The organism is Metabacillus sp. KJ11-3 (genome assembly GCF_055808295.1).
This window is the reverse complement of the sequence record NZ_CM147865.1, coordinates 244,566-269,606: the sequence shown is the minus strand read 5'-3', so window position 1 is coordinate 269,606 and position 25,041 is coordinate 244,566. Positions and strand designations below refer to the sequence as shown.

General features: G+C 33.5%; 24 protein-coding genes and 2 pseudogenes. 4 read left to right on the top strand and 22 right to left on the bottom strand.

The window, feature by feature from the left end; translation table 11 throughout:
- Positions 1 to 4: 4 nt before the first annotated feature.
- The 20 genes from AC0L8O_RS01430 to AC0L8O_RS01335 form a co-directional block, all read right to left on the bottom strand.
- Entirely contained in the window at positions 5 to 1,030 is a 1,026-nt protein-coding gene (locus AC0L8O_RS01430; protein WP_264144096.1) for an ABC transporter substrate-binding protein, read from the bottom strand.
- Positions 1,031 to 1,066: 36 nt separating this feature from the next.
- Complete coding sequence (locus AC0L8O_RS01425) at positions 1,067 to 1,843, bottom strand: ABC transporter permease (RefSeq protein ID WP_251681470.1); 777 nt, start codon at positions 1,841 to 1,843, stop codon at positions 1,067 to 1,069.
- A complete protein-coding gene (locus AC0L8O_RS01420) occupies positions 1,833 to 2,630 on the bottom strand; it encodes an ABC transporter ATP-binding protein (RefSeq protein WP_264144097.1) in 798 nt (265 codons plus the stop codon). The genes AC0L8O_RS01425 and AC0L8O_RS01420 overlap by 11 nt, the downstream gene beginning before the upstream one ends.
- A gap of 146 nt (positions 2,631 to 2,776) precedes the next feature.
- Complete coding sequence (locus AC0L8O_RS01415) at positions 2,777 to 2,965, bottom strand: hypothetical protein (RefSeq protein ID WP_264144098.1); 189 nt, start codon at positions 2,963 to 2,965, stop codon at positions 2,777 to 2,779.
- A gap of 38 nt (positions 2,966 to 3,003) precedes the next feature.
- Positions 3,004 to 3,237 carry a PucR family transcriptional regulator gene (locus AC0L8O_RS01410; protein ID WP_473446298.1) on the bottom strand — a complete coding sequence of 78 codons (234 nt, stop codon included), beginning with the start codon at positions 3,235 to 3,237 and terminating at the stop codon, positions 3,004 to 3,006.
- Entirely contained in the window at positions 3,234 to 4,247 is a 1,014-nt protein-coding gene (locus AC0L8O_RS01405; protein ID WP_473446297.1) for a PucR family transcriptional regulator, read from the bottom strand. The genes AC0L8O_RS01410 and AC0L8O_RS01405 overlap by 4 nt, the downstream gene beginning before the upstream one ends.
- The gene (locus AC0L8O_RS01400; RefSeq protein ID WP_473446296.1) at positions 4,223 to 4,591 is read right to left on the bottom strand and encodes a PucR family transcriptional regulator ligand-binding domain-containing protein; all 369 of its coding nucleotides are present in this window, start codon (positions 4,589 to 4,591) and stop codon (positions 4,223 to 4,225) included. Before AC0L8O_RS01400 ends, AC0L8O_RS01405 begins: the two co-directional genes overlap by 25 nt.
- A 370-nt stretch (positions 4,592 to 4,961) precedes the next feature.
- Positions 4,962 to 5,585 (bottom strand): hypothetical protein, encoded by a 624-nt coding sequence (locus AC0L8O_RS01395; RefSeq protein WP_264144100.1) that lies wholly within the window; start codon positions 5,583 to 5,585, stop codon positions 4,962 to 4,964.
- Positions 5,572 to 6,207 carry a dTMP kinase gene (gene tmk, locus AC0L8O_RS01390; protein WP_264144101.1) on the bottom strand — a complete coding sequence of 212 codons (636 nt, stop codon included), beginning with the start codon at positions 6,205 to 6,207 and terminating at the stop codon, positions 5,572 to 5,574. The genes AC0L8O_RS01395 and tmk overlap by 14 nt, the downstream gene beginning before the upstream one ends.
- Positions 6,204 to 6,914: an SDR family NAD(P)-dependent oxidoreductase gene (locus AC0L8O_RS01385; protein WP_264144102.1), complete on the bottom strand. Its 711-nt coding sequence runs from the start codon at positions 6,912 to 6,914 to the stop codon at positions 6,204 to 6,206. The genes tmk and AC0L8O_RS01385 overlap by 4 nt, the downstream gene beginning before the upstream one ends.
- The gene (locus AC0L8O_RS01380; protein ID WP_264144103.1) at positions 6,898 to 7,554 is read right to left on the bottom strand and encodes a GTP cyclohydrolase II; all 657 of its coding nucleotides are present in this window, start codon (positions 7,552 to 7,554) and stop codon (positions 6,898 to 6,900) included. The genes AC0L8O_RS01385 and AC0L8O_RS01380 overlap by 17 nt, the downstream gene beginning before the upstream one ends.
- Positions 7,555 to 7,575: 21 nt before the next feature.
- A complete protein-coding gene (locus AC0L8O_RS01375) occupies positions 7,576 to 8,355 on the bottom strand; it encodes a nucleotidyltransferase domain-containing protein (RefSeq protein WP_473446294.1) in 780 nt (259 codons plus the stop codon).
- A complete protein-coding gene (locus tag AC0L8O_RS01370; RefSeq protein ID WP_473448570.1) occupies positions 8,333 to 8,737 on the bottom strand; it encodes a CPBP family intramembrane glutamic endopeptidase in 405 nt (134 codons plus the stop codon). The genes AC0L8O_RS01375 and AC0L8O_RS01370 overlap by 23 nt, the downstream gene beginning before the upstream one ends.
- A 772-nt stretch (positions 8,738 to 9,509) precedes the next feature.
- A complete protein-coding gene (locus AC0L8O_RS01365; protein ID WP_251681459.1) occupies positions 9,510 to 9,770 on the bottom strand; it encodes a PqqD family peptide modification chaperone in 261 nt (86 codons plus the stop codon).
- Positions 9,767 to 10,762 (bottom strand): MFS transporter, encoded by a 996-nt coding sequence (locus tag AC0L8O_RS01360; RefSeq protein ID WP_473446293.1) that lies wholly within the window; start codon positions 10,760 to 10,762, stop codon positions 9,767 to 9,769. Before AC0L8O_RS01360 ends, AC0L8O_RS01365 begins: the two co-directional genes overlap by 4 nt.
- Positions 10,693 to 10,983, bottom strand: coding sequence for an MFS transporter (locus AC0L8O_RS01355; RefSeq protein WP_473446292.1), 291 nt, complete (start codon positions 10,981 to 10,983; stop codon positions 10,693 to 10,695). The genes AC0L8O_RS01360 and AC0L8O_RS01355 overlap by 70 nt, the downstream gene beginning before the upstream one ends.
- Before the next feature lie 15 nt (positions 10,984 to 10,998).
- Positions 10,999 to 11,886 carry an orotidine-5'-phosphate decarboxylase gene (gene pyrF / locus AC0L8O_RS01350; RefSeq protein ID WP_264144106.1) on the bottom strand — a complete coding sequence of 296 codons (888 nt, stop codon included), beginning with the start codon at positions 11,884 to 11,886 and terminating at the stop codon, positions 10,999 to 11,001.
- 497 nt (positions 11,887 to 12,383) lie between these two features.
- Positions 12,384 to 13,277, bottom strand: a complete 894-nt coding sequence (locus AC0L8O_RS01345; protein WP_026559194.1) for a carbohydrate ABC transporter permease — start codon at positions 13,275 to 13,277, stop codon at positions 12,384 to 12,386.
- Between the two features lie 14 nt (positions 13,278 to 13,291).
- On the bottom strand, positions 13,292 to 14,146 hold the full coding sequence (locus AC0L8O_RS01340) for an ABC transporter permease (protein WP_078433437.1): 855 nt from the start codon (positions 14,144 to 14,146) through the stop codon (positions 13,292 to 13,294).
- 335 nt (positions 14,147 to 14,481) lie between these two features.
- On the bottom strand, positions 14,482 to 16,164 hold the full coding sequence (locus tag AC0L8O_RS01335) for an extracellular solute-binding protein (RefSeq protein ID WP_473446291.1): 1,683 nt from the start codon (positions 16,162 to 16,164) through the stop codon (positions 14,482 to 14,484).
- Positions 16,165 to 16,357: 193 nt separating this feature from the next.
- On the opposite strand from AC0L8O_RS01335, the gene AC0L8O_RS01330 reads away from it, so the two are divergent.
- Positions 16,358 to 17,917, top strand: coding sequence for a response regulator transcription factor (locus AC0L8O_RS01330; RefSeq protein ID WP_473446290.1), 1,560 nt, complete (start codon positions 16,358 to 16,360; stop codon positions 17,915 to 17,917).
- Positions 17,914 to 19,626, top strand: a complete 1,713-nt coding sequence (locus AC0L8O_RS01325; protein ID WP_473446289.1) for a sensor histidine kinase — start codon at positions 17,914 to 17,916, stop codon at positions 19,624 to 19,626. Before AC0L8O_RS01330 ends, AC0L8O_RS01325 begins: the two co-directional genes overlap by 4 nt.
- Positions 19,627 to 19,694: 68 nt before the next feature.
- Here the strand turns inward: AC0L8O_RS01325 and AC0L8O_RS01320 are convergent.
- Positions 19,695 to 21,130, bottom strand: a pseudogene (locus AC0L8O_RS01320) (glycoside hydrolase family 1 protein).
- A 277-nt stretch (positions 21,131 to 21,407) separates the two neighbouring features.
- Between AC0L8O_RS01320 and AC0L8O_RS01315 the strand changes: the two are divergent.
- A complete protein-coding gene (locus AC0L8O_RS01315) occupies positions 21,408 to 22,547 on the top strand; it encodes a YibE/F family protein (RefSeq protein ID WP_473446288.1) in 1,140 nt (379 codons plus the stop codon).
- Positions 22,544 to 23,310: pseudogene (locus tag AC0L8O_RS01310) on the top strand (YibE/F family protein). Before AC0L8O_RS01315 ends, AC0L8O_RS01310 begins: the two are co-directional and overlap by 4 nt.
- 93 nt (positions 23,311 to 23,403) lie before the next feature.
- Here the strand turns inward: AC0L8O_RS01310 and AC0L8O_RS01305 are convergent.
- The gene (locus AC0L8O_RS01305; protein WP_473446287.1) at positions 23,404 to 24,837 is read right to left on the bottom strand and encodes a vWA domain-containing protein; all 1,434 of its coding nucleotides are present in this window, start codon (positions 24,835 to 24,837) and stop codon (positions 23,404 to 23,406) included.
- Positions 24,838 to 25,041 lie beyond the last annotated feature (204 nt).

Genomic DNA, 25,041 nt, shown 5'->3' with positions numbered 1-25,041 from the left:
TGGATTATTTCAAGTTAACAACGAAATCTTCCGCTTTTAATTCCTTATTAATTACCTCATATTTCTTTAACGAGTCGATAGCACCTTGCCATTTTTCAATATCAGACGTTCCAAGGCCTTCACTTTTAGTTAATTCGCTTTGCCATAAATAAGGGATAAATACATTATTTATAGAATCAATAACAACCTCCTCTTTATCTTTAAATGTAGGAGAATATTCATTAATAGCCATCTTAACTGTTTCTTCAACATCTCCTTCGATCATATCAGTAAGCCCTTGATTTAAAGCTTTTATAAAAGCTTTTACAGTATCTTCATTGTTTTTCAGATAATCTTCACTTGTTATTAAGACATTTCCATGAGATGGCAAGAATTCATCAGAACGAAATTCATCTACATTTATGCCTTGGTTTTTCATCTCAATCGTTCTTAATAATGAAAAAGTGATTGCATCAACTTCATCTACTACTAGAGAATTGACAATTGACCCTGTTCCTACAATTTTTACATTTACATCATCTAAACTTAATCCATTTTGTTCTAAAAGGACTTGCAATTGAATGTAATTTGGACTTCCATAACTCGTTACAGCAATGGTTTTACCTTTTAAATCACTAGGCTTATTTATGCCGCTATCAACCTTAAAAATAGTAGCCCCTAATCCATTCTGATAAGTTGAATGAACCACATTAACAGGTATATTTTCAGCTCTAGCAGATATGACAGAGTCTCCATTAGGGAACCCGAATTCAACATTTCCTGCTGCCACATTCTTTACAATATCAGCCGCTGCAGCATAAATAAATTCAACTTCTAGACCTTCTTCTTTAAAATAACCTTTTTCTTTCGCTAGATATAATGGGGCATAATATGGAACAGCTGCTCCATCGATTTGAATCGTAACCTTTTTAACTGCATTTCCGCTATCACTCTCTATATTCGTAGATGATGTGGTTGTTTCGGTTTCTCCACAGCCTGCTAAGAAAACGAATAGAAAAATTAAGGAAAAGCTAAATAGTTTTTTAATCATGTCATATCCCTCCAGTTTGTTTTGGTTATAAAGAGTTTATTTTGTTTTTACTATCTTTGAGTCATGCCAAAATAAAAGTTTATTTTCAAAAACATTTACAATTTGGTAGTAAATAATCCCCAAAATAATTGTATAAACGATTGTCGCAAAGAGTCCCTCCGAGTTATAAGTTGTGCTATTAAAGACTAAGAGGAAACCTAAACCATTTTGGCCTGAAATCCATTCAGCCACTATTGCCGCAATTACAGCTTGTATCATCCCAATTCTAAGACCAGAAAATATATGTGGAAGTGAATGAGGTAACTTAACATGTATGAAAGATTGCCAGAAATTAAGACCTGTAATCTTAACTAAACATTTCAAGTTATAACTAATGCTTCTTAATCCTAATAAAGTCCCTAACATAACAGGGAAAAACACCATAGATATGATGAGCACAACCTTTGATAGTAATCCTAATCCAAACCAGATCACAAACAATGGAGCTAAAGCTATTTTTGGGGCTGTCTGAGCGACTAAAATGTATGGCATAATAGCTTCTTCAATAATTTTGAAATGTCCAACAATCAGTCCCATACAAATTCCCAAAAGAGTGCCTAGAGCAAACCCTATTAAAACCTCTAAAAATGTAACAGAGAAGTGAAAAATAATATCATTTGAAACGAACATCTTCAAAAATTCATTCATGACTTCTATTGGAGATGGCAGTATGTAATTTGGAACACTAAACAAATGGACATATGAATACCAAACGATTACAAGTAGAAACATCGCAATCGAAAAGTCTCTAATCCTTTTCAATCTAATCGTCATTCCCTAACACTTCCCTAATTTCTTTTACATACTTTACAAAATCAATTGTTTCACGAACATCAACTGTTCTTGGACGTATTAAATCAATTGTAAAAACTCTATCAATTCGACCTGGCCTTGGTGACATAACCACTACTCGATCTGATAGAAACACTGCTTCATTTATGCTGTGAGTAATGAATAAGACAGTTTTTTTTGTCTCATTCCAGATACGTTGTAATTCTATGTTCATTTTATCTCTTGTCATTGCATCCAAAGCTCCAAAAGGTTCGTCCATTAACAGGACTTTAGGGTCAAAAGAAAGTGATCTTACAATTGATACCCTTTGTTTCATCCCACCAGATAGTTCATTCGGATATGCTTTTTTAAACGAATCCAGTCCTGCTATTTTTAATAAATACTCGACTCTTTCTAAATTCTCTCTTGTATCCATTTTCTTCACCTTTAGTGGAAATAAAGAATTTTCCAGCACATTCTTCCATGGTAGTAATGTAGAGTCCTGAAAAACAAAACCAATTTGATCTTTACTACTTTTCTCCCCCCAATTTATTTCTCCTGAAGATGGTTTTTCTAAGTTAGCCAGTATCTTTAATAATGTAGATTTTCCACATCCAGAAGGACCTATTATCGATACGAATTCACCTTCTTTGATCGTAAGATTAATATTTTCAAGAGCATGGGTGGTACCGGATTGAGTTTCGTAAAATTTGTTTACACCTTTAATAAAAAGAATATCTTTTGCAATTTGATCATCTACAGTTGAATGAGTTCTTGCAGGTATAGTCATAAACACTCTCCCTCCTAGATCATGAGAAAATCATTTTTTCTGAATCTTCTTGTTTCTAATACTACTTATTTCAAAGTTGGATTTATATATCCGAATAGACAAAAAAAGAATCATCTTTTTAGTGAAATAGATGATTCTAATCATGATTATAAATATTTTTTTAAACCAAATTCTTTCTCAAGCTCTTTGTGATTAATATTTAAAACTTCACAATATTTCTCAATTTCACTAAAAAAATCAAAATCCTGATTCACTGGCATATCTCTATTTTCAGAATAATAGATTATGAGTTCATATAGATGTATAAATGCCTCTAAATTTTTGTTTTTTTCCATGATTTTAGCCCCTTAATTCATTTTTTAAACTGCTATCTTTATTGACTACTATAATGATAATTAAAGACTTTTAACCCCATATGTAGCATTAGTTTTTCCTCAGATTTTTGTAAACTTAAGCCTGTTAAGGATTTTATTTTTTGCAATCTGTATTTAAGTGTATTCACATGAATATACAATTTATCTGCTGTTTCCTTTAGGGATTCATTGCATTTGAAATATTGTTCTATCGTATAAACTAAATCTAAATCACTTTCCTGGTCATATTTCAAAAGATCTCCAATTGCCTCTTCATAAAAATGATTAAGTTCTTTTTTTCTTTAATTAATGAAATTAATCGGTAAACACCTAACTGTTCAAAATATATAATGGTCTGATCTTTTTTTATAGCTGGACCAATTGTTACTGCCTTTTCTGCCTCCCGATAACTCTTTCTTAATCCAGATAAACCTTGATACGTAGATCCCACTCCTAATTTAACTTCCTGATGGATAACCTTCTTACTATTCAAGTAAATTCTATCTAAAATTTTGGCATTTATTTTTTGATTTTTATAGGGCACCATGATGATAAGAGATTTTCTTAAGCAACCTATGATAATATCAGCATCTATTTCTTTTAGTAGCGCTTCTACTTTTGTTAATCTTTCACTAAATATGTTATTTTTATTTAATGTATTCTTGTCCCTAATAATGATTAAAAAATAGGGTAAAGTCTCTTTTAAACCATAAAGCCTTCCTCTTTCTTCAAGATCTCTTGTATCTATGTCTTCATTTAATAACAAATCTCTTAAATATTCACTTTTATATTGTTGCTCTATCTCATATTTCACTTTTTGTCTAAGAAATTCGAGCGAGAGCAGCCTTGAGGCTTTTTCTTGAATCGCTAAGTCTACTTCCATGAATTCAATATTGTAATCCCAACTTGTAATTGTTCCGAATAAATATCCATCAATGATAATCGGTGTGACAATACAGGATTCTGCTTGATTTTTATTCAAATATCGGATCATTCTGAGTGGTCTTTGAATTGCTAAAAGTTCACTTAATTGTTCCTCACTAAGAGGCATCATTTCAGTTGTATCATCTACTTTGATATAAGGAACTAAGCTCTCCAAATATATTTTACTTTTTGTTAAAAAAGCCAGTGTTTCGATAAATTCATTAAACCCGCTTCTAGTTAGAGATATTTCATTTAATAACATCGTTGCTTGTTCTAAATCCTCCTGCAAAACGATTTTTTTATTAAAAATGGCATTCATAACAGGAGATAAAATATCCAAATAGCTGATTTTTTCTGGAATCTCAATAATTGTAATGCCATATTTATCAGCCTTTTTTTCATCTCTTCAGGTATTTTTTCAATAAATCTACTAGGTTTTATGGCTAAAGCTGCTGTGCCGGCTTCCTTTAATTTTTCGATAAGTTGGATTTGAGCTTCAACATTATCTTTTATTGGATATAAGCTAGTTAATAGTAACTCGTTCCCCTTTAACCACTTAACGATATCCGGCACTTCCATTACAGTTACATATGTAACAATATTATTTAGAGCTTTATGTCCAGCTATAACCTTACATTCTCTCAGGCCACCTATATTTAGTATGTTTTTTAACGGAATCCCCATTTTTATCCCTCCACATATAAGTTTTAAGATATCTTCTATATATTAAATCCATACTAAAACGTGGAAGCATCCGGTTAAGGCCTTACATTCATCTAAATACCAGGAATCAAAAGATCACTCCCTAACGAAATAATTATCATACGATTTAATTAAGAGAAGGAGAATGTGCATACTTTTCTGTATGTACAGGATCCTCCTCATAACTTTTTACAAATTTTACATTTTAACTATACATAATATGTTCACTAACTTAAATTGCTATGTTATCTTTTGTTACGTAAAACTTATGAGATCCTACATTTTGATTGTTACTAATAACAAAAAGACCATCAAAAAGAAATTTGAAGGTCCTTTCATTCTATGAAGACTATCATATAACTGATTCTAGTTCTTTAATTTTTTCTTTAAACTTCTTGACGGCTCCATATGCACGCTTCATTTTGAGAGTTTCTGGATTCACTACTCGGGAGTATGGTAACAAAGGGGAACTCCTGATTATTAATGATATTGTTTCCTCATCACTTGGAATAATTCTATGAAAGGTACCTGCTTGGAAGTAATAGCATTGACCTGTATCAACTATTTGCTTCCTTGTGAGGGTTATTTCAACCTCATCTGAGTCCTTCCTTTGATTTATATCATATTCTTCATGTATGTAATGGCCTTTTATCACGATTGCATAAAAATTAAAACGATGATCGTGGATACTTTCAAATGGCCATTTATTTTGTGGCCAATAATGTAGCCTCGCCCTTTGGCCAGCTGAACTATCCCATAGAACATACTTTTCAAAACCTAGTGGATGTATCTCCATTAAGGAAGCTAAATTCGATAACTTATCAGCTGGGTGTTTATGTACAATATCGGATAACCACTGCCGAATAGTATTCAAATCAACATGATTACTAATGAAATCACATAATTCTCTAGAATTTCTTCCTGTCTCCAGAGCACCCGATTCTTCAATATGCTTCATGAATTTATTTAATTCCAACAGAAACACCTCCATTAAGTTCCGAATGCTTATTAGACACTTCTGAAACGATCCTTTCATGAATTGTTTGTTTATCTAGCGTAGCATCGATTAAAAGAGTAGCAGCAGGCAGGACTTCTTTGAAATAATTTCTAATTTCCTTAAACATTCTAGGATCCTTTTCTTCATATTTAGTATGCTGACCATCTCGATCGCGAACTCGTAACAAAGTAATCTCAGGGTCTATATCTAAAAAAATTGTTATATCCGGTTCTCGAATATCTCCATTTAAGTATTTAACATACTCGTGATCTAATCCCCTAAATTTGAAATAGGCTAATGAGCTATATAAGTACCTATCTGTTATGATCGAAGTACCTCTTTTTATGCAGGGCTCAATATATGTTGATAAGTGATATCTTCGATCAGCAGCAGCCAATAGGGCCAACACCTTCATATCTTCGCACTCACCATGATCAAGATAGCGACGTACTCTTCTATCGTTTCTATAATAATCAGTTGGTTGTTTTGTTATTTCACATGGTAATTTATTCGATTGAAACCAGTTATTTAATAAATTTATTTGAGTAGTCTTTCCAGCCCCATCCAAGCCACAGACTGCAATTAGTAAGCCTCTCTTCATACTGTCATTCCCCCGTTTATTTCTATTTGAGCACCCCAAACATAAGAGGATTTTGGACTAAGTAAAAAACTGATCATGTTAGCAACATCTTCCGGATGACCAATTCTTTTTGATAATGTGTTTGAAATATGATAATTTCTTCTTTGTTCACTTTGTACTTTCGACATTTTCGTATCGATGATTCCTGGTAACACAGTATTTACCCTTATATTGCGATCAGCTAAAGATAGACTTAAACTTTTACTAAGGCCAGTTAATGCTGCTTTTGAAGCTGTATAAGCAGGATCTTTACTTCCAATTACTGAGGCTGTAGAAGAAACTAATATGATAGACTTTAGGTTTTCAGCCTTCTCTAAGAGACCCTGAATCAGATAAAATATAGAGCTTACATTAATTGAAAATACTTTTTCCCACAAATCACTGCCATACTCCTCTATTTTTTTATTAGGATAAATTCCACCTAAATGAATAACACCTTCAACCTTATTTAGACAGTTAACCTCTTCTAATACCTTAATTATAGATTCTTTATTACTTAAATCTATTCTATGAAAATCAATTGTTTCCCCGTCATAATCGTTTATATCTAATCCAATGATGTTATACCCGTCTTGTTTCAAATTAAAGATTAAAGGCTGTGCGATTCCACCACTTATCCCCGTCACAATTACACTTTTCTTAGCTTTATGATTATGAAAGTTTTTCATAAATTCTAAACTTCTCCCTTAATAAATCTTGATCTGGTTCTGATGATTTTTTGAATAAATACTCTTTAATTTCCTTATTATTACCTTCATATATGAGAGAAAATCTATCTACTATTTTTATCCCTGCATTCTCTAATACGTTGCTTTTCCTTTTATTATTTCCTAGCATTTTAACTTGTTTAATATTAAAGTAATTTAAGATCCTGACGGCTGCACGGAAATCCCTTTTATCATCAGTTCCCAATCCTAAATTTAAATAAGATGTTGAAGAATCGATGCCTGTTTCCATTAAATTATAAGATAATAATTTCATACCTAATCCAAACCCTCTTCCTTCATGCGAAGGATGGTAAGTGATAATGCCTTTTCCATTTTTTGAAATAACATCCATCGCCTTATCTAACTGCCACTTACAATCACATCTTTGACAATTAAAAGCTTCGCTCGTAATACAAGCTGAATTTAATCTACATATAATAGGTTCCTTATCCAACCCTTCCCCTTTTACAAGAGCTAGATGTTCAGATATTTCTCCATCTTCCAGATCATTAGAGATTAAAAATCGATAAAGATAAAAGTCACCATAGATTGTTTTCAATTTTCCTTTAACTACATTTTTAATTTCAACAGTGGATATCATATTATTTCCCTCCAATCATCATCACTTAATTAGTTGATATCCTTTCATACGAATTAAATTTGCGAGGCGTAACATTTCCTTCGTTTTTTCTTCTAAAGTTACTAGTTTATTCTCTCCTGTATAAAGGTCAATGAATTCTTTCACCCAATCACAATCGATACGATAAATAGACAATAGCCTTTTAAATAGCCACTTATCACTTGGATTCGTTTCACCATGAGCACATAGTAAACCATCAACTGATTTCTCTAAACTAACTTTTGAACTAATAAAAGCAGTTAAAAGATCATTTGAATTGAGAGCTCCAATAGCATCATCATGTCTATTTTCACTGTATACTAATCTATTTTTAGAAAGCCCCATCATAAATCCTTCAAAATCTAACTTGTTTTTTATATGTACGAATTCTTGATTATTTTGTAAAGAGATTCCTCGATACAAACGGTGATATAACTCTATTAACTTATTATTAAGTTCTACAAGTTGATTACTTTTGATTTTCTCCTCTATGTTATAAATGATGTTATATAACATATCTTCATTGATAACAAAGGCACTTATTAAACATTCATATCCAAGAAATGTGTATTCAACACCATAAGAAAATTCCTTAGCATGTGTATTGGCATTACCTTCATAACCTTCCTTTGTAATTATGTAAATATCCACGTCTGATCCTTCATTACTAAACCCTTCGGCAATTGAACCACTAATAAAGACGATATCCTCTTTATGTGGTTGAATGATTTCTAACACCTTTTCATAAGATAGACCGTATTTATCCAGTGTAGGTATTTTCATTATTTTCCCCCCGTATGAAAACTCTTCTTATTGATTGAGAGCTTAGAATTAATGTAACGAACTGGATTGAGTTGTAAAGGAGATGACAAATTACACAGAGCAGAAACGAGTTAGTGTACATAAATAAAACACCAACGTTTATAGCAAACAACCCATGATAAATATAATCTTTGAGCTTGTAAAATCGATATGAAAACCGATTGAAATAATGATAGTAGATAAAAATTAAACAGTTTATTAAAATATATAAGGCTGCATGACTTGTATTAGTAGCATATTGAAAAAAAATATACCTAAATAACAATTCCTCAGCCACTAGTAACCAAACGAATTGTATTACGTTTTTGAGCAATACATGATTAGAACATGACTCAATAATCATTGAAATTTTGATAGACTGATAGCATTCCTTTATCCTTGAAATAAGAAGCATGATTGGTGAAAATACTGTTAACATTATACTGAGCAAGCTGTGATCAATACTAAAGTTAATTAATGTATGGAAATCTGCAAAAAATATGGGAAAAGACATCGATGTACAAAGAGGTATAAACCAATACTGTTGAGGGAGATTTATCTTTTTATAGAGAGACGGTCCGATCCCCATCACAACTAAAGGTATCCCTAAAGCTAAAACGAGTAATACGCTTGGATGTTTTAGAAAATAAGTAATAGCTAGAATACAAATCCAACAACTTATTCCGATCTTCTGTTTAAGCGGCAAGTGTTTATCATCCTTTTTCTACGCCATTTCAGCAGGAGAACCTGTATTCCCTCTACTGAAATGACGCAGTTTAATTAATGTTTAAGTACAGCTGCTGTTGGTGCTTGAACTTTTACCGCTTGTGGCTTGACATACTTTTTCATTTTCAATACCTCCTCTGATGTGAAAAATCAGATTAATTTAAAACACGTTAAGTATTAATTACTCCGTCGCGATTAGAATATTGGATGCTTAAGTACGGCTGCTGTTGGTGCTTGAACTTTCACTGCTTGTGGCTTGATATATTTCTTCATCAGAAATCCCCCTTCCTTGTATTTTTTTCTCAAAAATTAGTGCTTAATTACCGCTGCTGAAGGAATCATTACTTTTTTAACCTGAGGCTTAGCATATTTTTTCATTTTTTCACCTCCTTTCATAAGAAACTTAGAAGCTAGAATTTTATGATGTTTTCACGTTCAAAATATAGTAATAAATCTTTAATATCATCTTGAACGACATTCTCTTTTTCATTGAATTTCGTGCTAATTAATTTACTCATCTCCCCCACTGTATTTTTCCCAGTAGCTAACATACAAACCTCTTCTGCTACATCATTTAAAACCCATGACTCTCGTCCACGTATTAAGTAAGTATCTTTGCCAGCTTTTTTTATATTAATTAAATAATCTAGCACTGGTTTTTTATTAATCATACTTGTATCTCTCCTTTTCTCTTAGAATCATTCATCATGTTCATCTTCAAATAAAAACCTAAGCTAGAAAGAATTACAATGAGACTAGAAATGACAAACATCCCACTAACCCCAATTCTTGTTTCTGATCCCCATCCCCCAACTACTAGTGCTAAAGGAACGGATACTCTACTAATCATCTGTGTTGTTGCAAACACTCTTCCAAGATATTCAGAGGGAACTTGTTTCTGTAACATACTATTAATATAGATCGCTCCTAAAGTTCCACCACCCGTTATTAATCCTAAAGTAATTCCCTTTAATATAATATTTTGAGTAAATGGAATAAAAAGCAACCCTAAACCTGAGATCATACATGCTAATGAAATTGCTGACATACTTCCCATTTTCCTTGCAATCTTAGGAGCAAGAAGGGTAAATACTAAAGAAAAAATGCCTGAAATTGAATATACATACCCAACTTGATGTGCTGATAGATTTCCATCTGCTCTTAAATGAAAAACCATTAAAGATAGTGCAATTGACATGCCAATATTCACGATTAAGACAAGCCAAATTAAATATCTTAGAATTTGGGAACCCAATGTGTATGTGATACCATTTCTTAAATCATCAAAAAAGAAATTCTTCTTTTTTCTTACCTTTTCATTTGGTAATTTTGTATTAAAAATACAAATGATAAGTAGAAAATATGTAAAAGCATCCACCATAAAACTTTCAACAATTCCAAAATTAGCGATAAGTAAACCTGCTAATAGCGGTCCTATCATTTTAATAATCGTTAAGGATAGTTGAATTAGAGAGTTTACCTCTACTAAGCTATCTTCATCAGTTAAATCTGGAATACAACTTCTGTAGCAAGTAATAAAAATCAATGTTGCGGTAGAGTAAAGAAAACCCGTAATATAAATGTGATAAATCTCTAACATATCGGTAAAAAGAGGAGAGGAATAATTAGTACAATAACTAATTGAATAAAACTTGCTATCCATAAAATCCGTTTCCGATTATACCTATCAATGATCGTGCCAATAATCAGAGCAAATAAGAGATCGGGGAGAGCCATTATTGCCGAAATCGTCCCCATATCAAAACTAGAATGTGTTAATTCATAAACTAACCAGGGCAGAGCGATCAGATAGATCTGGTTACCTAGATTTGAAATGGTTTGGCCAGAGAATAGAATTAAAAAATTTTTTGAATATCTTTTCAAGTCACCCTCCTCTTTTTAACGTATTCGATTAATATCTTCTTTAAATTGGATACATGCTGCTTCAATTATTTCCTTTAATTGGCTCATTTTAAGATCCCCCCAAGATTCTGGTTCTTCTTTTATATATGAATATAATATTGATCTTGAAGAACTAATTAATGAGCCATATCCATTTTTATTAAAAAAGGGCTCTAATTCAGTTAATTTCCCACCTTGTTCTCCGTAGCCGGGAACTAAGAATAAAGTATTTGGCAGGTATTCTCTTAGTATTTTTGACTGTTCAGGATATGTTGCTCCTACAACAGCACCTAAATTAGAAAATCCATAGGTTCCTAAACTTGTGCTCATTCCCTTCAATAAAGACGCTAAATACATATAAAACTTGTTACCGTTATAAAGGGTTAGATCTTGAAGTTCACTGGAAGAAGGGTTGGACGTTTTTAATAGAACAAATAAACCTTTTGAAGAATCAATTGATTTATTTAAAAAAGGAACAATCCCATCACTTCCTAAAAACGGATTAACTGTTACAGCATGACCAGATAGTGAGGACTCACCTAAAAATGCTTCAGAATAAGCCTCTGCAGTTGAACCAATATCACCTCTCTTTGCGTCATTAATAATGATTAATCCTTTTGATCTTGCATATTTGATTGTTTTCTCCAGTGCTAGAATTCCTTTACTTCCATAAACTTCGTAGTATGCTAGCTGCGGTTTAATAGCGACAACAAACGGATGGATAACATCAATTACTAATTTGTTAAAATTATAAATAGTTTTACAAATATTATCATTTCCTTGAAGATTCTTAGGGAAATTTGAAATGATAGGATCTAAACCAACGACAATAGAACTCTCTTTCTCCATACTTGTTTTCATGACTAAATCTGAAAATTCTTCCATATCATCCCACTCCTAATATATTGATAGGGAGTAAATTCTAAATATATAACCTGCAACTTCGATGTCATATTAATTAACATCATACACATTATCCTTATTTAAACTTTTCTGATTAAAATTTGTATCTCCCATATCTCTTATAATTTCATAATAAACCATTTATTATTGGGAGATAAATTGTTTATGGGGACAATAATGGATGCATTATATTTATCCATACAGACAATAGAATGTATTTTGATATTAAACTATGTAATATTTTATTACATCAAATTCCTATCCTTTACTTTCATTATTGTTTAAATTCAATATTATTAGGTAATGGAATGAGATAAGGAAATGTTATCAAAAAAAGAAAAAATACTTGTTACAAAAAAAGGGACAAGGTGTTTACCCCCGTCCCTAGACTTACCTTTATTTTGACTTTACAGTATTTAAATAGGATTTAATCCATTGACCCACTCCACCAAGGAACTGATGTAGTGCTAAACTAATCACTATTCCTTTACGGAACCAACTACAATACCTGTAATAAAGTATTTCTGTAAAATTGGATAAATGAGTAATAATGGAATAGTGGAAATAACAATTTTTGCAGCATTTAAATTTCTATTTGAAACTTCCATTACATTCTCCAATTGACTTGAGTTTGCACCTGCTTTTAACATATCTTGAATATCAATTGATAATGCTTGAATATATGTCATTAACGGGTAATTGCTCACCTTTGTCATATAAATCAATCCTGAGAAAAAGTCATTCCAGTTTCCAACAATACTAAATAATGCAACGGTTGCTAGTGCTGGTAGAGAGACAGGAATATACACCTTTATCAACACTTGCCACGGGTTTGCGCCATCCATAATGGCTGCTTCTTCTAACGATTTTGGTACACCTATAAAGAAGTTCATGACCAAAATAATGCTAAAGATCTGGACTGCACCAGGTAATACCAAGGACCATATAGTATTTAGGAGATCTAAGTTTTTCACTATTAAATAAGTAGGAATCATCCCCCCATTAAACAACATGGCAAAAATAATAAGATTCATATAGATATTTCTGCCTCTAAAATGTCTTTTAGACTTAGAAAGCGGGTATGCCATTAAGACAATTAAGATCATATTAATAATGAGCGAAAGAATCACTCGTTGTATCGAGATAGAAAATGAGCGCCAAAATTGGCTATCCTCCATGATCATCGTATAGGCTTTTGTTGTAAAATTGATAGGTGTTAAACCTACAGCATTTGCGGCAACAGCCTCACTACTACTAAAAGAAATAGCAACAATATTCCATAATGGTAGGAGACAGATTAGTCCTAAAAAAAGGACGATTGTATAGATGATCACTTTTCCTAAACGCCCTGAAAAAGTCTTATTCTGTACCACAATCCTCTACCCCCTTAAAATAACTTTCGATCTGTGTATTTTTTAGCAGCATTGTTTGCTGATAAGATTAAAATTAATCCTATTAATGACTTAAATAAGCCTACTGCTGTACCAAAGCTATATTCACGGCCGAGTAGTCCAATTCTGTATACATAAGTGTCCAGAATGTCTCCTGTTTCATAAACCATAGGTGAATAAAGATTGTAAATTTGGTCAAAACCGGCATTCAATATATTAGGAAGACTGAGAATAGCTAATAACAGAATGATAGGCAGCATACCTGGAAGTGTTATGTGCCAAACCCGCTTCCACCAACTGGCTCCATCCATACTTGCTGCTTCATGAAGCCCGGGGTCTATTGCTGTTATTGCAGCTAAATAGACAATGGAATTAAATCCAAATTCCTTCCAAACATCTGTCCCAATGATTAACGGTTGAAATAGCTTATTACTTCCAAGAAAGTTGAGCTTTTCAAAACCCAAAAAAGTTAAAATTTGATTTACAGTTCCGTCAAGGTTAAACATATTTACCACAACAGATGCCAATACAACCCATGATAGAAAATGAGGTAAATAGACAACGGTTTGAATTGATTTTTTTAACAGCTTAACCCTGACTTCATTTAATAAAATGGAAAATACAATTGCCATTACAGTTCCTATTATGATTTTCCCAAGTGCGATGACAAGTGTGTTTGAGAATATTTGACCGATATCAGGTAATGAAAACATATACGTAAAATGATCAAATCCAACAAATTCAGACCCTAGCATTCCTTTTGCAGGAATATAATCTTGAAAGGCCATGATGATCCCAAACATTGGGATATAACTAAATATGAATAAAAAGATCATCCCGGGCAACAGCATAAGATGATACGAAGCTTCTATTTTAGTCAATCTTCTTCCTTTTTTCTTTTGATAGATGGACTCTAAATTTGTATTTGCATGCTCTATCTGTTTCATGACATATTCTCCCTCCTTAAAGAATAAGGACTGCCAAGCAGCCCTTACAGGTTGTAGACCAAGTATAATTACTAGCCCCCAGACTGATTGAAAACGCTTGTCTTTCGAGGCACGAAGCCTTGTGAGGAGCGGAGTTACCGGAGTTGGTAATGAGCACCGCAGCAAGGTGAGAAACGAAGAAAGCGAGCGTTTGCCAACAGTCTGTAAGGACTGCCAGGCAGCCCTTATTTTAGGATTCCTTACTCCTCTTCAGCAAGGACTTCTTCTATTTCAGCAATGATCTCATCTCCACCTTGACTTTTCCAATTGGATACAAAGGTATCAAAATAATCAAGAGGCTCTGCACCTGTGACAATTTTAATGAAGTCTTCTTCTTCTAGTTTCAGAAGGTTCGCTCCTTTTTTCTCTAATGTCTCCGTATTTCCGTAGTACACCGGAGTTACCCAATTGAATTTATCCTCTTTTGTCAGTTTATCGATCATGCCCATCCCTTTTACTCGAGAATGATATTTTGACCAATCCGCTGTATCAGCTTCTGCAGGATTTTCTGTATATTTCATAATACTTGTCGCTGCATCCCTTGCCTCAGATGATGCGATTTCTTCCATCTCAATTTCACCATTAACTGCACCCATTATATTTGAATAGTCGAATAATAAATTATCAGATTTTAACACTTCAATATTAAACGGTCTTGTTGAACCATCAACACCCAGTTCTTTGTATTCTGCAACCTCTGGATAATCAGTTGCTAAATCTTTCGAATTTGCAAGCTCATCATAGAAAAGATTCAATATCTCTATGGCTAATTCAGGATGTTCATAGTCTTTTCTGACAACGATAAATGCGCCAGTTGGGTTCGTATGAGCAACATTTACTTTTCCATTTTCATCTTCTAGTGTATAAGCTTCGAAATTTGCATTCTTATCCATTTCTCTTACAGTTGATAATCCCCAATCCGGAATATGCCATGGTCCAGTTACAATACCTGTTTGTCCGTTTGTTACAAGAGCCATAATGTCATCCCATGTTCTTGTTCCAAACTGTGGATCAAGGATTCCTTCTTTATACCAATCAGACAAGACACCTAGTGCCTGCTTTGTCCCCTCTGTTATGGAGCCATTCGTGATATTCCCATTTTCATCTTCCAGCCAAAATCTAGGATACGCATTAAATATTCCGGCAATAGATGTCATATTAAGCGCAGAGCCTCCGTAGCTTCCGGAATTTAACCAGTAAGCCATTGGAATTCCGATAGGATTGCCCGTTCCTCCAGGATCTTTTTCAATAAATGCCTTTGCCGTTTTTTCTAGTTCATCTAATGTAATGAGACGGTCACCATCAGCATCAATTTCCAGTCCCAGCTTTTCTGTCCAGTCTTTACGAATCCAAATCATATTAGGAGCTTCATCCCCAATTGTCGCCGGAAGCGCCATTAGCCGCCCGTCAAATGATGCATCTTCTAAACTTCTTCCATCATATGAATTATATATATCTTTAATGTAATCGCTTGCATTTTCATCATATACATCCGATAAATCTGCAATTAAGTCATTCTCAACTAATTCTTTCAATTCTTCTCTTGAATCAACCCGCATCATATCAGGTAGTTCTCCAGAAGAAATAGCAAGTGCAACCTGTCTTGTATAATCTTCTCCTTCACCTTCAAATGCATTTACTATTTTTGCACCTAATTTCTCTTCTACTAGGCGAGTATAGGCATTATCCTCATACGTATCACCTTCAGGTAATTTTGGATTTGCTGACGTTACACGTCCCATTTTAATGACTTTTTCGCCATTCTCTGACGCAGTATCTGCTGCATTTGATGGTTCTTTCTCTACACATGCCACTAAAGAAACTGTCATAACAGATACTATGGATAGCATGGTAATCCGTTTAAATACTGAGTTACGCTTCATTGTTCTCCCCCTCGTATTTCCCTTTTTGTAAGCCATGTCTTTGCCACACTTATAGTGTAATGGTTTTAGCTTTCTTCAAAAATATTAAATAAACCGTTTTCATGTACATTTTTCCGGAACATTTTTCACTAATTAACTTCCAAAAAAAACTCAATGATATAATGAACTAATATTATATCTCGGAGGGAAAAATATGTATCGAATCTTAATTGTAGATGACGAAAAAGACGAACGAAACGTTATTCGTTTTCTTCTCAATAAATACCGTTTTCAACTTGATATAATGGAAGCAAGTAATGGAAAAGAGGCTCTTACTCTATTAAGGAAACAGCCTGTTCATATTTTATTTACAGATATTAAAATGCCTTTTATTGATGGGATTGAGTTAGCTACAAAAGCGCGAGAACTTTATCCTGCTATTCAAACCATCTTTTTTAGTGGTCATGATGATTTTGACTATATAAAAAAAGCTCTATCATTACGAGCTGTTGACTATATTTTGAAACCGGTAAAACCTGATGAATTTCTACAAACACTTCGTTCAGTCATACAAAATATTAAAACTCAGGAAAAAGAACTTGCAGAATTAGAAGCAAATACAGAACTCTTAAAAACCCATATTCTTAATCGTCTTATAAATAAGACACCTTTGCTAAAACTTAAAAATGAATACCCTTCCATCAATTTCGACTTTTTAAATGATTATTCACACATGGTTTTAATGCAGTTTGATGAACCTTTTTTCGATCGACTTCCTAAGGAAAAAGATACTCTATTTTTCTATCAAACAATCGAAAAAACTATTCGAAATTTCTCATGCAGCTTCATTGATCTTAATCCTTTTCAAATTCTATTGTTAGTTAAGAAGAATGGAGAGAACTCCATAAACACTGAGCAGACTGCAACAAGAATTCAAAAACAAATTCATGAAGAATACGGTATAAACTGTTTTACCTCAATCAGCACAAAACTGTCATCACCTAGTGAGATGCCAAGGCTCTACGAGGAGTTGGAGAAGGATATCGAAGATCGTTTTTTCTATTCTGATACCTATGTATGTCCAAAAGAAGCCCCACAAATCGAAGATAAAGGAAATCCTGAAGGAGATGATGACCTCCTGCAGGCCATAAAAAATGCTGTTACATTTGCTGATATTGGTAGTTTTAAACAAAATATGAACCTTTTGTTCGAAAAGTACCGTGTAAATTTGGAAATATCTCATATCTATGTGCGATTTTTATTTTCAAAACTATTACAACTGCTAGTGTGTGATCTGCCCTTATATGATAAAAAAACCATTAATAAAAAAATGGAGGAAATATATTCCTGTCATCATTTTTCTGATATTGAAGAGATTTTAACATCCGTACAAAATGAGATTATAAAAAAATTGGAGGATGAGAAAAAATCTCCAAAACACGTGATCCAAATTGTAAAAAAATATATACAAGAACATTACCAAGAAGATTTATCTTTGAATTTATTGTCTGAACAAGTCTACTTATCACCAGGATATCTAAGTGAAATATTCATCCAGGAAACAGGTTGCGGGATCAATAAATATATTAAAAATCTAAGAATGGAAGTTGCTAAAGATCTACTCAATCACACAAACATGAAAGTGAATGATATATGTCATAATGTTGGCTATCAAAATCTCTCATACTTTGTTCGGAGTTTTCGGGAGCATTTCGGAGCAAGTCCGGAAAAATACCGCCAAAGGGATAAAAAAATGAAAGAGAACTCATCATGATGCACAATATAAACAATTGGTTTAAAAACCTAAAATTCAGAAATAAAATCCTATTTATCTGTTTACTATCAGGTCTGCTCCCAGTCATTACATTAGGAAGTTTCTGGTATAATCAGGTACAACATTTATTCATTACACGCGAAAATGAAGTGCTAGATGAATCTCTTAATCAGGCAATCTCAAGCCTTGATTATAAAGTAAACACTTATTTTGATGCAATGAATCATATCGTTTGGAATGAAGATGTAAAAAGAGGTGTGACCTCTACTTATGACAATAACTATGAAATGTTTTTATTTTATCACTATACACTTGATCCACTATTAAACACTTCGAAGTTTTTACAAACAGATATTAATAGAATTACGATTTATAGTAATAATGAGATGCATTCACACGGTGAGAGCCTCAGACCTTTATCAGATATTGAACAATACAGTTGGTTTGAAAGCATTTCAAAAGCATCCACACCAACATTAATCGTATCAGCTAAAGAGAAATCATTCGAAGTTGCCAGCCAATTATTTGATCGTCACCATAATACAACCAATATCGTTTACATGGATATCGATTATGAAAATGTGTTTGAATCAATGTCCACCTTATATGAAGATAATTACGGACTCATGATTCTTGATGAACATAATAAACCAGTGTTTCAAATAAACCAATTTTCAGAGACAAATATGTCCTATGCGCTAACAGAAAACGAATTGTTAAAACAAGTAAGTGAGGATACATTAAACGAACACTATATCTATAAGAAAGCTGAACTTACCCCTTATAACTGGACGGCCTATCTTTATCGTCCGTATAGTACAGTCTCTGCTTCTTCTTTCGGACTTGAGCTTACCTTTTTTATCGTCGTTCTTTCCTCTATCCTAATTTTGTTTTTATCAATTTATTTTCTTTCAAAAGTGGTCGTACGACCGTTAATCATGTTATCTAAAAATATGGAACAAGTTGAAAAAGGGGAATTGATTGTAACAGTGACCAACACTGCATCTGATGAAATTGGTCACTTAATTCAAAAGTTTGGGAATATGGTTCATAAATTAAACACAATGATTAATGAAGTATACAAAAGTAAAATAGCTCGTCAAGAATATGAGATGAAAGCCTTACAAGCCCAAATTAATCCTCACTTTTTCTATAACAGTCTGTCTCTGATTAACAGCAAGGCAATTATGGCTGATCAAGAGGATATTAGCCAAATGGCTCAATATCTTTCAACATTTTACCGTACGACGTTGAATCAAGGAAAAAATACTATTTCTGTTAAAGATGAACTTAAAAATACAACTTCTTATATTCAAATTCAACGAATGATGCATTCCGATTCATTTGAGGTACATTGTGAAGTAGAGAAGGATATTCTTGATTACACAATGATTAATCTCCTTTTACAGCCGTTAGTGGAAAATGCGATCAATCATGGGATTGACCACAAAGTAACGTCCGGTAAAGGAATCTTAACCATATCAGGTAAAAAAACTGAGGATCGCTTAATTTTCACAGTTTCTGATAATGGTTGTGGAATAAAACCTGAAAAGCTGGAAACCATTTTAACCAACAAAACAAAGGGTTATGGAGTAAGAAATGTCCACCACCGTGTACAACTTTCTTACGGTGAGGAATTTGGTTTATCTTATCAAAGCGAAGTCAATAAAGGAACAACCGTAACCCTTACGATTCCTAAAAGGCGGTAAGGGTTAGTAATTAGGTCTAGCTGTATGATTAAAAACGCCTCTCACCCTTATTAGTGAGAGGCGTTTTGTTATATTTTTTCTCCATTACTTTCGATCACGTCTTTATACCAATAAAAAGACTTCTTCTTTTTCCGCTCCAATGTTCCGCTCCCATCATCATGTTTGTCCACATACACATAGCCGTATCGTTTTGAAAATTCACCCGTTGACATGCTGACCATATCAATACAGCCCCAGCTTGTATAGCCCATTAACTCCACACCATCTTGGATTGCTTCATCCATTGCTTTAATATGTTCACGTAGATAATCAATTCTGTAGTCATCATTGATCGAGCCGTCTTCTTCCACCTTATCATATGCTCCTAATCCGTTTTCCACGATAAATAGAGGCTTCTGATAGCGATCATATAATTTGTTTAAACTGATGCGTAACCCTTCAGGATCAATTTCCCAGCCCCAGTCACTTGCCTCTAAGAATGGATTTCGAATACCACCGATTATATTTCCCTCAGATGATTCTTCATCAGATTTCACTTTCTTCTCCGTGCGGGACATATAATAACTAAAGCCTACATAATCGACTGTCCCTTCCTTCAATAATTCCAAATCACCATCTTGAATATCTAATTTTATATTATGTTCTTTAAAGTATCTCTTAATGAAAGCAGGATACTCACCACGGACTTGAACATCTCCACAGAAATAGTTAAACAGCTGTTCCTCCTGTAATGCATGCATCACATTTTGCGGATTGCTATCAAATGCATAAACTGGTGCAAATAGAATCATGCAGCCAATTTGAGAATTAGGAATGATCTTATGACAAGCTTTAACTGCAATTGCACTTCCAAGAAATTGATGATGATAGGCTTGGAATGTTGGCTGGTATTTATCCTCTTCAGTTTGAATCGAAAACCCGAGTCCATTGATCGGCATAACTAAGCCACTATTGATTTCATTAAAGGTCATCCAATTTTTAACCTTGTCTTTATAACGTGTAAAAATAGTATTCACATATCGTTCAAAGAACGTCACAACTTCACGGTTTCTCCAACCACCATACTCTTTTACTAAATACAAAGGCATTTCATAGTGTGAAATGGTCACTACCGGTTCTATTCCATACTTATGCAATTCATCAAATACATGGTCATAGAATTCCAGTCCTTCTTGATTCGGTTTTGTTTCATCACCATTTGGAAAAATTCGTGTCCAAGCAATTGACATGCGAAACGCTTTGAAACCCATTTCGGCAAATAAAGCAATATCTTCTTTATAACGATGATAAAAATCTATTGCTTCGTGATTTGGATAAAAATATTGATCCGGATGAATTTCAAAGTCAAAACCTGGCTTTACTAAAAATTCATATCGGGCTTTACCTCCCGGAAGAACATCTGCAATATTTAACCCCTTATTTCCTTCATTATATCCACCTTCAATTTGGTTGGCTGCTGTAGCGCCCCCCATAAAAACCCTTTAGGAAAAGGATAACGTGTCATGTTGTATACCTCCAGATTAGATTCCATCTTACTATTTACTTTTCTTACCATTTTATTAGTTCTCAAAACTTCTACTAAAAACAATACTTCCTTTTAGTAGGGTCGTAAACGAGTTGACTGGAATTCCTTTTTTGTCACACCATTTGGAATTTGTTCCACATATGTAACACTGTGTTTCTAAACTTCTACCTCCACTTTATGGAACATCCTTTACTTCAAGTAAAAAAATATACTAATATGGAGTATATTATATTTCGGCACATCTGGAGGATTTAGCTTGAATGTTAACGAAACAATAGACAAAAAAATAAAAAATAGACAAGTTATTATCTATCTGCTATTACTACTAGCTTTTGTGGCATCGCTTATTTTTGTTACTAACAATTACTCATTTTACGATCGTCCAATTGCTGAAGTTTCACAAACAGAAATAACAGACTCAACTGAAGTGATTGATCTATATGATAATAAAGATCGACTTTTCACTCAGCAGATTATCGCTGAATTAAAAAACGGTGATCATAAAGGACAGCTTATTCATCTATCAAACGAATTTTCAAGGTCAAAAGCTTATGATCAGGAATATCAAGTAGGACAAAAGCTATTCGTTTCGATTGATGAAAGTAAAGGGAATCAAACCCTTTTAACTGGCACAATTAAAGAACTGAAACGTGATACTTATGTGTTAATTACCGCTTGGATTTTTGCTATTATCGTGTTATTTGTCGGCCGGAAACAAGGTTTCTTTTCTCTCATCAGCCTAATCGTAAATGCTGTGATTTTGTCATATGCATTAGACCTTTATCTTGATCAACCTGATCGAAACTTAATCGTTATTTGCAGCATAGCTGTCATTTTATTTACAGTGATCTCTTTGTTACTCGCAAACGGATTTAACGAAAAAACCTATGCAGCGATCATCGCGACATTACTAGGAACGTTTCTGTCTCTGTTTATCTCCTATCTTGTTATTTGGCTAACCAGTGAGGAAGGACTCCGTTATGAGGAGCTTCAATTTATAACCCGCCCTTACCAGATGGTATTTATGGCAGGATTATTTCTAGGTTCGTTAGGAGCAGTAATGGATGTCGCGATTACTATGTCTTCTTCCATTTTTGGATTGTACGAACAAAATAACAATATTGCTATAAAAGCACTGAAAAAATCAGGAATGGAAATAGGGAAAGATATTATGGGGACAATGACAAATATTTTGTTTTTTGCTTATATTAGCGGTTCAATTCCTATGCTGATTTTATATTTAAAAAATCACTCGCCATTGGGGTACACCCTTTCCATGAATCTTTCACTAGAATTAGCCAGAGCACTAGCCGGCGGAATAGGAATTGTCATCACCATTCCCATTGGTTTATTTACCACGATATACTTCATTAATAGAAAGAGGGCAAAGTTATGAATGCATTAGTTGTACTTGCAGCTATTCTTTTTCTATTAATGGCGCTAATTGGAGGAAAAAAGGAATACGTTCCTATTTAGCATTGTTTTTCAACTTTGCTGTCATTTTTATCCTTCTTTTCTTTTTGAATGACCCAAATATCGATCCGATCATTTTAACGATTATGGCAAGTATTGTAATTAGCTGTATTAATCTTTTTTATATTAATAAAGTAAACAATACAACGATACCTGCGTTTATTTCGACGATTATATCGATTGTCGTTCTTCTTTTATTGATTATCTTTCTTACTAAGAATGCAATGATTCAAGGCTTTGGTGAGGAAGAAGTAGAAGAGCTAAGTATTTTTTCTCTTTATATCGGAATTGATTTTACAAAAATTGCTGCTTCTGTCATGATCATGAGTACAATCGGCGCTATTACGGATACAGCAATTGCCGTATCATCACCTATGCGTGAAATCCATTTTCACAATCCAACGATTACCCGAAAGGTTTTATTCACATCAGGATTAAGCATTGGAAAAGATATTTTAGGCACAAGTACGAACACACTGTTTTTTGCATTTTTCGGAGGATATTTAGCCCTGCTTATTTGGTTTAAGGATTTATCTTATTCTTTAGGTGAAATTGTAAATTCAAAAATATTCAGTGCTGAGATGCTTACTTTGCTTTGTGCCGGAATTGGTGTAACGATGGTTATTCCGATAACATCCTGGATTACAGCGTTGTATTTACATAAAAATCAAAAAAAGATAGATTAGATATGGTGCATCTCATGTTATGAGGTGTACCGATTTTTTATATCATTAAGCTTTGAGGACAAAAAAACACGAACATCAAAGTTCGCGCATCCATCACTGCCGATTATTATACTTTTCTTCAATCTCTTCTCTTGTTAAATTAAAGGAATCCTCAATTTGCTTGAATTTTTCATTGTAAATATCATCTTTTTGTTGATACATGCTGCTATAAAATGATTCCAATGCTCCGAATACATCTTGATAAATCGCAGGTTCTAGCTTCCCAGACTCATTGGCATTCATTAATGTCTTTACACTCATCTGTTGAAATAACATGAGGTTCTCGACGGTTTCTTCATTTAAGTCCATCAACCTTTTTTTGTCTTCAGATAATTGATCGATCGCTTTATTGTTATTCTGATGGAACCAATCTACCCATTCGCTAATTGTATTGTTAGATTGCTGGAATTCCTGATCTAGCTCCTGTTGATTTTTTACGTCAATATATCTGCCTTCAGCACTTTCTGCTATTTCCTTAAGTTGGGCAGCGTCCTCCGATGTTACTGATAACCCGATTACATTGATAATTGGATTGATATTGGATTTTGCCAATGCCTTCGCTTCCTCTGCAGGTTTCCCATCACATGTCTCTTCTCCATCCGAAACTAGATAGATGACATTTGTAGCATCATCATTGTTCTTAAGTTCATTACCCGTCTGCTTCAAAGATTCAGCAATAGATGTCCACCCACTTGGGGATATAGAATGAATAGCTTTTTGAAAATTTTCAGCATCATATTTTGATAGTGAATATATTTCCTCTATCCCTTTACACGAGAGCTCTTTATCCTGATCTGAGCTAGTTCCTTTATGACCATACACAGTTAAGGAGACATTTGCATTTTCTGGGAGATTCATAGTGAATTCCTGAATAGATTCCTTCGCTATGTCCATTAACGTTTTTCCGCCTATTACCTTGTTCATTGAGCCGGAAGCATCTAAAATAATCGCAACATTAATGTGATCCTTCATTTCTTTCCCATTAAGTTGAATATTTGATGTTGCATCAAGCTCCTCTAAACTTATTTTTCCCCTCGGCAAAAACGTAGAAAACCCGGGTAGGTCTGGAAAATAAGTTTCCACTAAAAACTGTTTTATTTGATTACCTTTTTGTTCATCACTTAGAGTAGAGTCAATAATCGTTAATAACTTCTTCTTTACAGCCTGGTTATCAGCATCTGTTATTTGCTGATGTTTGAGCTTTGACCACCATTTCCCCTTTTCCCATTCTTCTGCTTCACTTAATGTGGTTGGAAATTGGAAAGCTGCATCCTTATCTGTATCAAACGATTCAGGCCACACTGAAGAAGGATCAATTTCGGGTACAGCTTCAGCTTCTTCTTTCTTTGTTTGTGTTTCCGTTACCTCTTGAGCCTTTTCTTCCTCATTTGTCAAATTAGTCACATTGTCATCACTAGCCTTATCAATACAGCCAACAAGAAGCAAAAAACTGCACATGATAATCATGAAACCATTTTTATTTAGCATTCTATCACACCTTATATAAGAAGTTTGCATCTCTTATATATAGCGGAATATAGTTGAAATTTCTATCTATTTAATCTTCTTTAGGGAAAAATAGTCTTTGTTCCCTATCATTATTAGGATAATATTCCCATGTATCATATTAACGTTATTTTCATTTGGACAAAAAATCACCTTCATCTTCTTATATATATAGTAAGAATTATT